This is a genomic window from Thalassobaculum fulvum, assembly GCF_014652915.1.
Taxonomy (GTDB): Bacteria; Pseudomonadota; Alphaproteobacteria; order Thalassobaculales; family Thalassobaculaceae; genus Thalassobaculum_A; species Thalassobaculum_A fulvum.
On sequence record NZ_BMZS01000008.1, the window covers coordinates 239,177 to 252,983 of the forward strand.

A 13,807-nucleotide genomic window follows, 5' to 3' on the forward strand; every position below is an offset into this window, starting at 1 on the left:
GGTCAGCGCCAACGACCGCCGCCGTCTGTCTCTTTTTCGATAGTTGGTTCTAAATCGTAGCACCTTGACCGGAAGGTTCAACCGGCCGGTCGCCCGCTCGACATATATCAGTCGAATTTCGACATGATTTCACGGCCTTGCCGCCACCGGGCGAGGTCGGCCCCGGCCCCGATGCCCTGCGCTTCGAGCGCCCGCAGAATCGCCACCAGCGCGTCGTCGCGGCTGCGCTCCATGTCGCGCACCGACCGGCCGGCGGCCTGCGCCTCGGCCTGCTCCGAAACCCGGTCGACCAGCGCCTCGGTCAGTTCGGGGGCCTCGAGCCTGGTCCACGGCAGCTTCAGGGCCGGGCCGAACTGCGCCATGAAGTGCCGCATGCCGGCCTCGCCGCCGGCCAGCCGGTAGATCCCGAACGTTCCCATGAAGGCCCAGCGCAGGCCGGCGCCGTGGCAGATCGCGCGGTCGATCTCGTCGGTGGTCGCGACCCCGTCGTTGACCAGGTGCAGGGCCTCGCGCCACAGGGCCTCCAGCAACCGATCGGCGACGAAGCCGTCGATCTCGGTGCGGACGTGCAGCGGATGCATGCCGATCGAGGCGTAGAACGCCGACGCCGCCGGCACCGTCTCCGGCGCGGTCGCCGCACCGCCGCAGACCTCGACCAGCGGCAGCAGGTAGACCGGGTTGAACGGATGCCCGACCACCACCCTGCCGGGGTGCCGGCAGTCGGCCTGCAGCCGGCTCGGCAGCAGCCCGGAAGTGCTGGTCGCCAGGATCACGTCGGCCGGCGCCACCGCGTCGGCGCGGGCCAGCAGGGCGCGCTTGAGGTCCTCGCGCTCGGGGGCGCTCTCCTGCACGAAGTCGGCACCGTCGACCGCCGCCTCGACGCTCGCCGCGTAGTCGACCGAGCCGCGCCGCGCCGGCGGTTCGGGGAACAGGGCGCGCAGCGCCCGCTCGGCATTCTGCAGCACCGCCCCGGTCTTGCGGTGGACCTCGGGATCCGGGTCGGCGACCACCACGTCGATCCCGCTCTCGACCAGCCTGGCCGCCCAGCCGGCGCCGATGACCCCGGCCCCGAGCAGGGCGACCCGTCGGATGTCGCGGCGCATCGCGGTGTCCTCAGGACGGCGCGCGGAGGCCGAGCCGGGCCCGTACCTCGGCGGGACCGAGCGGGCTCGCCCCCATCCGCACGAGGATCTCCAGAGCGCGCTCGACCAGCGCGCCGTTCGAGGCGAACACGCCGCGCTCCAGGTAGAGGTTGTCCTCCAGCCCGACCCGGATGTTGCCGCCGGCGAGCGCCGCCGCCGCCACCCACGGCAACTGCATCCGGCTGATCGCGAACGAGCTCCACACCGAGCCGGCCGGCAGCCGGTTCACCATCGCCAGCAGGGTGCCGAGGTCGGACGGTGCGCCATAGGGGATGCCGGTGCAGAGCTGGATCAGCGGCGTGCCGGCGATCAGGCCTTCCGCGACCAGCTGCTCGACGAACCACAGGTGCCCGGTGTCGAACACCTCGAGTTCGGGCTTGACCCCGAGTTCCATGATCCGGCGCGCCTTGGCCCGCAGCATCTCCGGCGTGTTGACCACGACGAAGTTGCCGTCGCCGAAGTTCATCGAGCCGCAGTCGAGGGTGCAGATCTCCGGCCGCAGCGCCTCGATATGATCCAGCCGCGCCATCGGCCCGACCATGTCGGTAGCCTCCACGTCCAGCTCCAGCGGCGTCTCGCCCGGCCCGAACCCCAGGTCCCCGCCCATGCCGGCCGTCAGGTTCAGGACCACGTCGACCCCGGAGTCGCGGACCCGCTCGACGACCTCGCGGTACAGTTCGACGCGCCGGCTGCCCCGTCCGGTCTCCGGCGCCCGCACGTGGATGTGGGCGACCGCGGCGCCGGCCCGCGCCGCCTCGACCGCCGCCGCGGCGATCTGCACCGGCGTCACCGGCAGGTCCGGGTGCTTGCCCGCGGTGTCGCCGGCCCCGGTGACCGCGCAGGTGACGAACGGTTCGAAGTTCATGGTTCGATCCCCCCGATCGGAAGCGCCGCCTGCGGGCGCCTCGTGTGCAGCTTAAGGCTGCGACAGGATCGGGCCGGTCGCAAATCCGCCGGTCTCTGACCGGTCGGCGACCCCGGCGAGCGGACCGACGCGGGCCCCGTTCTCCCCCGGCAGCCAGACCGTGACCGTGGTGCCCCGGTTAACCCGGGTGTCGAACTGCAGGCGGCCGCCATGGGCCTCGACCAGCATCTTGGCGAGCGGCAGGCCGAGACCGGATCCGCCGACCGCCGGCAGCTCGCGCTCGTGCGCCCGGTAGAACGGCTCGAACACCCTGGCCGCCCGCGCCGCGTCGACGCCGTAGCCGTGATCGGCGACGCGGATCGCAACGCCGTCGCCGGCGGCTTCGCACCGGATCTGGACGTCGCCGCCACGCGGCGAGTACTTGACGGCGTTGGAGACCAGGTTGACCAGGACGGTCAGCAGGGCCCGCCCGTCGGCCCAGGCGACGAGCCCGGCGGGAACGTCCAGGCTCACCGAGATTCCGGCCTCGTCGGCCGCCGCGCGGAGGCGGCCGGCCGCCTCCCGGCAGAGTTCCGCGAGATCCAGGCGGCCCGGCGTCGGCGCATCGGCGCCACGGCCGAACCGCTCCAGGTCCAGGATGTCGTTGATCTGGTCAAGCAATTGGATCGCCGCGGCGTGGATGTTGCCGCAGTACTCGCGCTGCCGGCCTTCGAGCGGCCCGCCGATCCCGGCCGTCAGCATCTCGCAGAACCCGATGATGGCGTTCAGCGGCGTACGCAGCTCATGGCTCATCCGCGCCAGGAAGTCGGCCTTGGTGCGATCCGCCTCGCGGGCCTCGTGAACCGCGACGACGAGGCGTTCGTTGGCCGCGGACAGCTCCCGGGTGCGGTCGCCGACGCGGTCCTCCAGCGCCTCGTTCAGGCGCCGGAGCTCGGCGTTCGCCGCCTGCATCTCGGCATGGCTCGGGGCGCTCAGCACGAATCCCAGGATCCGCCAGACCAGGGCCGCCGTGACGACCGATACCACCGCGCACAGGATCTTGACCACGCCCGACAGCAGGTACCAGGGCACCCAGAGCGTCACGATGCCGAGCAGATGGGTGACCGCACACAGGATGATGAAGGCGGCGAACCAGTAGAGCACCCCGTGCGGGTTGAGGTCCGGCCGGCGCCGCCCGACGATCGCCAGGGCCGCCGGGATTGCCAGGTACGCCAGCCCGATGGCGCCGTCGGCGGCCACGTGCAGCCAGATCAGGCCGGGATCCCAGAGCAGGCACACGCCGTGCGGCGTGAATCCCTCGGCGAAAAGCATCTGGTCGATCACCGCCATGGGTATTCTCCCTTCGGCTGGCGCACGCTTTTCGTGTGCACATAGGCTAGCATGTATATCGATCCGGCGATCGATGCACGCGGCACGGCCGGTGTCTTGCGGAAATCGGCACGCCGCGGACCCGGGGCTGCGCTACCATCCCGCCCCCGGTCATTCGAAGGAGCCGACCATGGCCCGCGTCCGCGACATCCCCATCGACGAGGTACCGGCCGACGTCCGGCCGGTGTACCAGCGCTTCGCCACCGACTACGGGCCGTTCCTGAACCAGGTCAAGGTGTTCGCCCACCGGCCGCCGGCCCTCAAGCACCTCATGGGCATGCTCCTGGACTTCGCCGACGAGGCGGTGCTGCCGAAGCGGTATCTGGAGATCGCCCTGGTGGTGGCCTCCAAGCTGATGGAATGCACCTACTGCGTCGGCCACCATGCGCCGCGGCTGGTGGACCTCGGGGTCGCCCCGGAATCGGTCGACCGGATCCTCGACGAGACCGTCCCCGGCTTCGACGCCGTCGACCACCTGGTGCGGGACTACGCGGTCCAGGTGACGGAGAACCCGCAGCGCATCCGCGACGGGATGTTCGGCGAGCTGCGCCGGCACTTCAGCGAGGAACAGATCGTCGAGCTGACCCTGCGCACCGCGCTGTGCGGCTTCTTCAACCGATTCAACGACGCGCTGCAGATCGAGATGGAGGACGGCGTGATCGAGGACATGCTGTCGCGCGGCTTCACCGAGGCGAGCCTGCCGCACCACGCCGATGCTGCGGATTGACACAGGTGGCCCGCGCCGTCGCCGGCGCGATATGCTTTGCCGAGCAGGGTCTTGAGCGCGATGTGACATCGACATGCCCGACTGGCTACGCTGGCATCTTCCCGGGGGGCAAATCGTCCGGATCGCCGTCGCCGTCTTCCTGATCGGCGTCGCCGGCTGGTTGCTGTATCCGCAGTTGGAGTCCGACATCAGGTCGGACGGGACCGTGAACGCCCGGATCGTGCCGATCACCAGCCCGATCGCCGGTCACGTGCTGGTGGACCTGCCGGGCAACGGGGAGGCGGTGCTGGACCACCAGCTGCTCACCCAGATCGGGGGCAGCCCCGAGGCCGGCCCGCTGCTGGCCCAGCTCGACACCGACCGGGCCGCGTCGCAGGCGACGCTGGTCGCCCAGCAGCAGCAGCTGGACGTGCTGCAGTCGCTTCAGGATCGCCTCGAGCGGGAGGTCGCGGCCTATCAGGAACGCGCCATCGAGCGGATCCGGCACGAGCTTTCGGAGGCGACCGCCCGCGTGAAGCTCTGGCAGGCGTCCCGCGAGGAACGCGTCGCCAACACCAATCGGGTCCGCGAGCTGGTCAGCAAGGGATACGCGCCGCTGGCCAGGCTCGAGGCGGCGGTCTCGCAGGAACAGCAGGCGGCCCAGGAGATCGAGCGCGCCCGCGCCGACGCCGCCCGCCTGGAAGCCGAGGCGGCCGCGGCCCGACAGGGCGTCTTCCTCGGCGAGAGCCGCAACGACGTTCCCTACTCGCGGCAGCGGCTCGACGAGGTCCTGATCATCGTCGCCCGGCTCACCCAGGAAGTGGCGGTCGCGCAGGCCCGGCTCGCCGCGCTCGACCGGCAGTACGAGCTCGAGAAGCAGCGGGCGCAGAAGCGCACGGATGCCGACGTCTTCATCCCCCTGAACGGCTTCGTCTGGCGGCGGCTGGTGAAGGCCGGCGACGTCGTCGAGCGCGGCACCAGGCTGGCCGAGATCCTGGACTGCTCGGTGCTGACCATCCAGATCGCGGTGCCCGAGAAGATGGCCGGGCGGATCCGTCCGGAAACCGCGGTCGAGGTGCGGCTGCAGGGCACGCGTGAGCGGATTCCGGCCACGGTCCGCGAGATCCGCGGGATGCTGGCCGTCGTCCCCGAGGAGAACATGGCGGCCCGGCCGCCGTCGCTCGACCGGGACGAGGTCCTCGTGACGGTCGAGCTCGGGGCGTCCAGCCTGGGGGTGCGGCCCGGTGCGGCATGCGGGGTCGGACGGCGGGCCCAGGTCATCTTCCCCGACGGGCTGCAGGCCTGGTTGGGCGGGCTGCTCGGCCGTGAGGCCAAGTCCGCCGAGCCGGTGAAGTGACCCTGCTGGAGAGCTTCGCGCCGGCGGTGCTGACTGCCGGCCTGTGGCTCCTCCTCGGGCCGATGCTGCCGCGGACCCGTCCCTGGGCGCGGGCGGTGGTGCTGGTCGCCTTCCTCGTCGTCGTCGCCCGCTACCTGCCGTGGCGGCTGACCGAGACCGTGCTGCCGGTGTCGCCGCTGACCGGCGGCGGGTTCTGGATCTGGCTGCTGTTCGCGATCGAGTGCATCTTCGTGCTCGACATGATCAAGCTGCTGGTCGTCCAGCTTCGCGTGGTCGACCGGTCGGCCGAGGCCGACGCCTACCAGGCGGCCCTGCAAGCGCGCCCGCGCGAGACCTGGCCGTCGGTCGACGTGTACATCCCGACCTACAACGAGCCGCTGGACGTGCTGGAACGGGCGATCGTCGGGTCGCTCGGCATGGACTACCCCAACTTCAAGGTCTGGGTGCTCGACGACGGGCGCCGCGACTGGCTCGAGGAATTCTGCCGGTCGAAGGGTGCCGGCTACCTGCGGCGCGGCGACAACGCGCACGCCAAGGCCGGCAACATCAACGCCGCCCTCGCCCGCACCGACGGCGACCTGATCACAGTGTTCGACGCCGACTTCGTGCCGCGCGAGGACTTCCTGCGCCGAACGGTCGGATTCTTCGACGACCCGAAGATCGGCATCCTCCAGACCCCGCAGCACTTCTTCAACCGCGACCCGGTCCAGCGGAACCTGTGGCTGTTCGACATCTGGCCGGACGAGCAGCGGCAGTTCTTCGACAAGCTCGCCCCCGCGCTCGACGCCTGGGACGCCATGTTCTGCTGCGGTTCCTGCGCGGTGATGCGCCGCCGCGCCCTCGACGCCATCGGCGGCATGCCGACCGCCTCGATCACCGAGGACATCCTGACCACGCTGTCGATGCACCGGCACGGCTACATCACCCGGTACCTGAGCGAACGGCTGTCGATCGGCCTGGCCGCGGAGAGCCTGGAGGCGTTCTTCGTGCAGCGCTCGCGCTGGTGCCAGGGCGGTATCCAGACCCTCTATCTGAGGGACGGACCGCTCGGTCCGGGACTGGAGCCGTCGAAGCGGATCCTGCTGTTCCCGATCTACTGGGTGTTCCACCTGCCGGCCCGGCTGATCGTGCTGATGGTGCCGATCCTGTACTTCTGGCTCGACCTCGACCCGCTGTACGGCGCCCGCTCGGGCGAGCTGTTCTACTGGCAGCTTCCGGTACTGGTGTTCAACTGGGCGGCGACCCTGTGGGCGTTCGGGCGGTCGGCGATCCCGCTGCTGCAGGAAGCCCCCGGAACGCTGATCTCCCTGAAGCTGCTGCCGACCGTGGCCTCGTCGCTGGTCCGGCCGTTCGGCCGGCCGTTCCGGGTGACGCCGAAAGGATCGGGCGCCGCCCGCGGCAACATCGACTGGTCCGGCTTCATTCCGGTGATGGGGCTGTTCGCCCTGACCGTCGGCGGCATGCTCCTGAACCTGTCGCCCTGGAGCCGCATCGTCTCGGACGAAAGCCTGTTCACGATCGCCACCCTCTGGGCCGGGGTCAACGCCGTGATCCTGGCGCTGGCGGCGCTGATCTGCGTCGAGAACGTGGTCGAGCGCCAGCAGGAGCGCTTCCCGGTCGACATCGGGGGCCGCCTGATCGGCACCGAGACCGAGACGCCGATCCGGATCGTCGACCTGTCGCTCGGCGGGGCCACGATCACCAGGCCGACCGGGGTGCCGTTGCACCGGGGCAGTCACGCCTGCCTCGCCGTGCCCGCGATCGGGACGATTCACGCCAAGGTGCTGCGTGTCGGCCGCGAGGAGGTCGGGCTGGCGTTCGCGGCGGACACCGGCGATGCGGAGCGCGACGCCCTGATCCGCGTCCTCTACACCGGCGGCATCGACAACGCCGCCCGCGTGGTCCCGATCCGGGAGGTCCTGGCGGCCGTCGCCAACCGCCTGTTCGGTTCGGGACCGTCCCAGCAATAGGACGCGCCCTGCGCCGGGAAATCCGAAGCGGGTCAGCCGGTTCCTGCCGCACGAGCAGGAAAACCCGATCCACGTTTCCCATCTGGAACGAATTCAATCGCCGATTCGTGCACGGATCTGCTTGATGCGACCCCGCCGTTCTGTTTCATAGCGGCACGCCGGAACCGGCAGAACCTGAGGAGCGATCAGCATGGTGGAACGGGTTGAGGTTGGTGGTCTGAAGATCGCGAAGCCGCTTTACGACTTCGCCAAAGCCGAGGCCCTGCCCGGCACTGGGGTATCGCCGGAGGCCTTCTGGGCCGCCGCCGACGCCATCGTCCATGACCTTGCCCCGAAGAACGCCGCCCTGCTCGCCGAGCGCGACGCCCTGCAGGCGAAGATCGACGCCTGGCACCAGGCGCGCAAGGGCGCGCTCCTCGACCTGGACGCCTACAAGGCGTTCCTGAAGGAGATCGGCTACCTGGTCGAGGAAGGGCCGGCCTTCCAGGTCACCACCGAGAACGTCGACGTCGAGATCGCCAATCTCGCCGGGCCGCAGCTGGTGGTGCCGGTGATGAACGCGCGCTACGCGCTGAACGCCGCGAATTCCCGCTGGGGCAGCCTGTACGACGCGCTGTACGGCACCGACGCGATCTCCGAGGACGGCTGCGCCGAGCGCAGCGGCGGCTACAACCCGACCCGCGGCGCCAAGGTCATCGCCTGGGCCCGCGACTTCCTGGACAAGGCCGCCCCGCTGGCGACCGGCAGCCACGCCGACAGCACCGGCTATGCGGTCAAGGACGGCAAGCTCGCGGTCGCCCTGAAGGACGGCACCGTCACCGGCCTGGCGAACCCGGAGCGCTTCGTCGGCTACAACGGCCCGGCGGATGCGCCGACCGCCGTGCTGCTGAAGAACCACGGCCTGCACGCCGAGATCGTCGTCGATCGCAGCCACCCGATCGGCAAGACCGACCCGGCCGGAGTCGCCGACCTGGTCCTGGAGTCGGCCCTCACCACCATCATGGACTGCGAGGACTCGGTCGCCGCGGTCGACGCCGACGACAAGGTGCTGGTCTACCGGAACTGGCTCGGCCTGATGAAGGGCGACCTGACCGAGACCTTCCAGAAGGGCGGCCGGACCGTCGAGCGCAAGCTGAACCCGGACCGCACCTACACCGCGCCGGACGGCTCGACCCTCAGCCTGCACGGCCGCTCGCTGATGCTGGTCCGCAACGTCGGTCACCTGATGACCATCGACGCGGTGCTGGACAGGGACGGCAACGAGGTGCCCGAGGGCATCCTCGACGCGCTGTTCACCTCGGTGATCGCCAAGCACGACCTGCTCGGCAACGGCACGCTGCGCAACTCGCGCGCCGGCTCGGTCTACATCGTGAAGCCGAAGATGCACGGGCCCAAGGAGGTCGCGTTCGCCGACGAGCTGTTCGCCCGGGTCGAGGACGCCATCGGGGTCGCCCGCAACACCCTGAAGATGGGCATCATGGACGAGGAGCGGCGGACCACCGTCAACCTCAAGGAGTGCATTCGCGCGGCCAAGGCCCGGGTGGTGTTCATCAACACCGGCTTCCTGGACCGCACCGGCGACGAGATGCACACCTCGATGGAGGCCGGCCCGATGATCCGCAAGGCCGACATGAAGGCGTCGGCCTGGATCCACGCCTACGAGGCCTGGAACGTCGACATCGGCCTGGAGTGCGGGCTGACCGGCAAGGCGCAGATCGGCAAGGGCATGTGGGCCATGCCGGACCTGATGGCCGCCATGCTGGAGCAGAAGATCGGCCACCCGAAGGCCGGCGCCAACACCGCCTGGGTGCCGTCGCCGACCGCCGCCACCCTGCACGCCACCCACTACCACGAGGTCGACGTGGCGGCCCGCCAGCAGGAGCTGCGCAGCCGCGGCCGCGCCAGGCTGGACGACATCCTGACGATCCCGGTGGCCGAGCGCCCGAACTGGAGCCCGGCCGACATCCAGGCCGAGCTCGACAACAACGCCCAGGGCATCCTCGGCTACGTGGTGCGCTGGGTCGACCAGGGCGTCGGCTGCTCGAAGGTGCCGGACATCAACGACGTCGGCCTGATGGAGGACCGCGCCACCCTGCGGATCTCCAGCCAGCACATCGCCAACTGGCTGCACCACGGCGTGTGCAGCGAGGCCCAGGTGATGGAGACCATGAAGCGGATGGCCGCGGTGGTCGACAAGCAGAACGCCGGCGACCCGGCCTACCGGCCGATGGCTGCGGACTTCGACGGCAGCGTGGCCTTCCAGGCGGCCTGCGACCTGGTGTTCAAGGGTCGCGAGCAGCCGAGCGGCTACACCGAGCCGGTGCTGCACCGCCGCCGCATCGAGGCCAAGGCGAAGTTCGGCGGCTGATCGCCGACCGGCGAGAGGGAGCCGCGCCCACGGCCCTGTCGGTGGTCGGCGCCGGCTACGGCCGCACCGGCACGGCCTCCCTCAAGCTGGCCCTCGAGCAGCTCGGCTTCGGCCCGTGCCACCACATGTCGGAGGTGCGGGGAAGCCGGGCCAACTCGAGCACCGGGAGGCGGCCGCCGTCGGCGAGGCTGTCGACCGGTACGTCGCAGCGGTGAAGGCGGCGTTCCGCCGCATCAACTCGACCGACGGCTTCCGGGACAGGAACCGCGGCGCCCGCGGACCGTCCCCGCTCCTCCGGCATCCGATACGGCAATTACGGCCGAACTGACATTCTTGCGCTGACGGCACGAGAATCTCGACGAATTCCTGCCGCGTTTTCCGTTCATTAAGAATTCCGGCGCACCATTTGCATGGGCGAGGGCGGACTCGACGAGGTTCGAGGAATTGAAGATGGCACGGATCAACGAAGTACTTGGCCAAGAGTCCCTGAGCGCCCTGCTGCGACGCCTGAGCCACCAGTTCCGGTCGCTGCTGCGTCACGCCGGCTACCGGCCCGAGCGCCACTACATGCGAGGCCGCCACCACTAACCGCCGGCCGCCCGACGCCCCGTGGATCCCGGAGCCACCCGCTCACGCGGGTCCTCCGGGATGACGGCGGAAGGGTGGTGCCCGCATAGGCAGTTGCCCCGCCATTCGTCATTCCGGAGGGGGCGCGGCAGCGCCCGGCTCCGGAACCCACCAGTAGAACCGACGCCCGATCAGTGCGTCGTCACGATCTCCGGCCCCATCAGGGTGGTCGGCAGCCAGGTCGAGAGGCCCGGCACGTAGGTCACCAGGATCAGGAACAGGAACAGGATCATCACCCAGGGGGCGGCCGCCCGCACCACCTGGACCAGGCTCATGCCGGTGATCCCGGAGGTCACGAACAGGTTGAGCCCGATCGGCGGGGTGATCATGCCGATCTCCATGTTCACCACCATGATGATGCCGAGGTGGATCGGGTCGACCCCGAGCTGCACCGCGATCGGGAACACCACCGGCGCCACGATCAGCAGCAGCCCCGACGGCTCCATGAACTGGCCGCCGAGCAGCAGCAGCAGGTTGACCGCCAGCAGGAAGGTCCACCAGTTGAAGCCGGCCCCGAGCATCCAGTCGGTGATCGACTGCGGGATCCGCTCGGTGGTCAGCACGTGCGCGAACAGCAGGGCGTTGGCGATGATGAACATCAGCATGACGGTCGTCTTGACCGAATCGTTCAGCACCTTCTGGGTGTCGCGGTGGAAGCACGCCGGCACGAACCGAGTGACGATCAGCCAGAGGTTCCGCCCGGCCGCCAGCCCCAGCCCCTCGCCGTCGCGCCGCCACGGCTCGGCCTGCAGCGGACCCATGTCGCGGTACACGAACAGCGCGATCACGAAGGCGTAGACCGCCGCCACCGCCGCCGCTTCGGTCGGGGTGAACACGCCCCCGTAGATGCCGCCGATGATGATGACGATCAGGAACAGCCCCCAGCCGGCGTCGGCCAGGGAGGCCCGGATCTCGCCGAACCCGGCCCAGGGCTGGGCCGGCAGTCCCTTCACCCGGGCGGCGATGTAGATGCCGACCATCAGCATCAGACCGGCCACCAGGCCCGGGAACACGCCGGCCAGGAACATCCGCCCGACCGACACGTCGGTGGCGGCGGCGTAGACCACCATCACGATCGACGGCGGGATCAGGATGCCGAGGGTGCCGGCGTTGCAGATCACGCCGGCGGCGAACTCCTTGGAGTAGCCGACCTGGCGCATGCCGGCGATCGCGATCGTGCCGATCGCCACCACCGTGGCCGGCGACGAGCCGGACAGGGCGGCGAACAGCATGCAGGCGAACACGCCGGCCATGGCGAGTCCGCCGCGGAACGAGCCGACGGTGGCGATCGCGAACCGGATGATCCGCCGCGCCACCCCGCCGGTCGACATGAAGGCCGAGGCCAGGATGAAGAACGGGATCGCCAGCAGCGTGTAGTGCTCGGAGCTCTCGTAGAACTTCAGCGCGATCGAGGCGAGCGAGTCGTTCGAGAAGAAGATGATGACGGTCAGGCTGGCCAGACCGAGCGAGATGGCGATCGGCACGCCCAGGAACAGCAGGCCGAGCACCATCGCGAACAGGATGAGGGATTCCATGGCGCGTCTCCCCGCTCAGTCCTGGAGGACGCGCTCGTTCTCGCGAACGAGGTCCTCGGCTTCATGGCCGGCGGCGAGGGATTCGCGGCGCCCGGTGACGATCGCCCAGCCGGCTTCGAGCGCGCGGAAGGCGAACAGCGCCATGCCGATCGGCAGGATCGAGTAGACCGCCCAGCGCGGCCAGTGCAGGTCCTCGGTCGGCAGGCCGATCTTGTACATCTTGCCGACGTAGCCGGCGCCGCACAGCTTGCCGGTGACGAACGGGTTGCCGCAGGAGCCGTAGAAGAAGATCGTCGCGTAGACGACGCAGCACAGCACGCCGAGCAGCACGAACAGCCGGAACACCGGCTTCGGGAACAGCCGGATCAGCGCGTCGACCCCGAGATGGCCGCCGATCTTCAGCCCGTAGGAACAGCCGAACAGCACCAGCCAGGCGAAGCAGATCGTGGTCAGCTCGAGCGCCGCCACCCAGCCGGAGTTGAAGACGTAGCGGGCGATCACCTGGGTGAAGGTGACGATGGTCATGGTCGCCAGCAGGAACGCCAGGATGGCGCGCTCGATGCGGTCGACCCAGTCGGAGACGGCCTGCATGCGGTATCCCCCCAAAGTGCTTGCGCGTTGTCGTTGTCGGACGCGTGCCGTTGGCCGGGGCCGCGCTTCGCCCCGGCGATGACGGCGGCCCGGGGACCGGGCCGCCGCCGCAAGGTCAGTTGGTGGCGCTGGCCGCCTGCGCCGCCTGGATCAGGTCGTCGCCGATGTTCGGGCCGAACTTGTCCCAGACCGGCTTCATCGCGGCCTTCCAGGCCGCCCGCTGCTCGGCGGTCAGTTGGCGGACCTGCTTGCCGGCGTCGATGATCTTCTGCTTCGCCTGGTTGTTGATCTCCAGCGCCTGGGCGTTCTTCTCCGCCGTCACCTCGGCGAAGATGGTCTCGAGCTGGGTGCGCACGTCGCCCGGCAGGCCGTTCCAGAACTCGGCAGAGGTCACGACGATGTAGTCGATGATGCCGTGGTTGGTCTCGGTGATGCCGTCCTGCACCTCGAAGAACTTCTGGGTGTAGATGTTCGAGAAGGTGTTCTCCTGGCCGTCGACGACGCCGGTCTGCAGGGCGCCGTACACTTCCTTGAACGCCAGCTTCTGCGGGCTGGCGCCGAGCGCCTCGAACTGCGCCTGCAGGATGTCGGACGGCTGGATGCGGAACTTCAGGCCCTTGGCGTCCTCAGGCATGACCAGCGGCTTCTTGGCCGACATCTGCTTCATGCCGTTGTGCCAGTACCCGATCCCCAGCAGGCCCTTGTCCTCGACCGAGCGCAGCAGCGCCTGGCCCTTCGGCGACTGCTGGAAGCGGTCGACCGCGGCGATGTCGTCGAACATGAAGGGCAGGTCGAACACCTGGAAGGCCAGCGAATAGTCTTCCATCTTCGAGACCGACGGCGCCGCCAGCTGGACGTCGCCGAGCAGCATGGCCTCCAGCACCTTGTTGTCGTCGAACAGCTGCGAGTTCGGATAGACCTCGACGCAGACCTTGCCGTTCATCTCCTTGTTGACGCGCTCGGCGAACAGCGTCGCCGCCTCGCCCTTCGGGTTGCCCTTGGCGGCGACCACGTGGCTGAACTTGATCACGGTCTCGCCGTCCTCGCAGCTCGCGAAGGCGGGGCCGGACACGGCCAGAAGCGCGGCCGCCGCCACGGCGGCCGTCAGGGTGTAACGCATGGAATTCCTCCCGTCGGATCCCGACGCCGGCATCCGCCGCCGGCGTTTCTGTACGCACCACAGCGCAAGCCGCGTACCAGAGCCGGACGATCCGGCGGTCTTCCGCAGACGGTCGGAATCGAGCCTTTGTTCCAAAAACTTCCCGCATTGCAGAACAA

At 69.6% G+C, this 13,807-nt stretch carries 11 protein-coding genes; 5 read left to right on the top strand and 6 right to left on the bottom strand.

The window, feature by feature from the left end; genetic code table 11:
* Nucleotides 1–107 precede the first annotated feature (107 nt).
* The 3 genes from IE246_RS17600 to IE246_RS17610 are packed head-to-tail and all read right to left on the bottom strand — an operon-like array spanning nt 108 to nt 3,336.
* Entirely contained in the window at nt 108–1,103 is a 996-nt protein-coding gene (locus IE246_RS17600; protein ID WP_189992031.1) for a 3-hydroxyacyl-CoA dehydrogenase NAD-binding domain-containing protein, read from the bottom strand.
* Nucleotides 1,104–1,113: 10 nt separating this feature from the next.
* Nucleotides 1,114–2,007, bottom strand: coding sequence for a beta-keto acid cleavage family enzyme (locus tag IE246_RS17605; protein WP_189992032.1), 894 nt, complete (start codon nt 2,005–2,007; stop codon nt 1,114–1,116).
* Nucleotides 2,008–2,058: 51 nt separating this feature from the next.
* On the bottom strand, nt 2,059–3,336 hold the full coding sequence (locus IE246_RS17610; RefSeq protein WP_189992035.1) for a sensor histidine kinase: 1,278 nt from the start codon (nt 3,334–3,336) through the stop codon (nt 2,059–2,061).
* A gap of 169 nt (nt 3,337–3,505) precedes the next feature.
* On the opposite strand from IE246_RS17610, the gene IE246_RS17615 reads away from it, so the two are divergent.
* The 5 genes from IE246_RS17615 (at nt 3,506) to IE246_RS28255 (ending at nt 9,991) form a co-directional block, all read left to right on the top strand.
* Nucleotides 3,506–4,102 (top strand): carboxymuconolactone decarboxylase family protein, encoded by a 597-nt coding sequence (locus tag IE246_RS17615; RefSeq protein WP_189992036.1) that lies wholly within the window; start codon nt 3,506–3,508, stop codon nt 4,100–4,102.
* 73 nt (nt 4,103–4,175) lie between these two features.
* Nucleotides 4,176–5,438, top strand: coding sequence for an HlyD family secretion protein (locus tag IE246_RS17620; RefSeq protein ID WP_189992039.1), 1,263 nt, complete (start codon nt 4,176–4,178; stop codon nt 5,436–5,438).
* Nucleotides 5,435–7,408 carry a glycosyltransferase family 2 protein gene (locus tag IE246_RS17625; protein WP_189992041.1) on the top strand — a complete coding sequence of 658 codons (1,974 nt, stop codon included), beginning with the start codon at nt 5,435–5,437 and terminating at the stop codon, nt 7,406–7,408. Before IE246_RS17620 ends, IE246_RS17625 begins: the two co-directional genes overlap by 4 nt.
* Nucleotides 7,409–7,598: 190 nt before the next feature.
* Nucleotides 7,599–9,776, top strand: coding sequence for a malate synthase G (locus IE246_RS17630; RefSeq protein WP_189992043.1), 2,178 nt, complete (start codon nt 7,599–7,601; stop codon nt 9,774–9,776).
* A gap of 41 nt (nt 9,777–9,817) precedes the next feature.
* Nucleotides 9,818–9,991, top strand: a complete 174-nt coding sequence (locus IE246_RS28255) for a sulfotransferase (RefSeq protein WP_189992044.1) — start codon at nt 9,818–9,820, stop codon at nt 9,989–9,991.
* Between the two features lie 543 nt (nt 9,992–10,534).
* Here the strand turns inward: IE246_RS28255 and IE246_RS17640 are convergent.
* From IE246_RS17640 to IE246_RS17650, 3 genes are all read right to left on the bottom strand, one after another.
* Complete coding sequence (locus IE246_RS17640) at nt 10,535–11,938, bottom strand: TRAP transporter large permease (RefSeq protein ID WP_189992046.1); 1,404 nt, start codon at nt 11,936–11,938, stop codon at nt 10,535–10,537.
* Nucleotides 11,939–11,953: 15 nt separating this feature from the next.
* Entirely contained in the window at nt 11,954–12,529 is a 576-nt protein-coding gene (locus tag IE246_RS17645; protein ID WP_189992048.1) for a TRAP transporter small permease, read from the bottom strand.
* Nucleotides 12,530–12,644: 115 nt separating this feature from the next.
* Nucleotides 12,645–13,649, bottom strand: a complete 1,005-nt coding sequence (locus IE246_RS17650; protein ID WP_189992049.1) for a TRAP transporter substrate-binding protein — start codon at nt 13,647–13,649, stop codon at nt 12,645–12,647.
* Between the last annotated feature and the right edge of the window lie 158 nt (nt 13,650–13,807).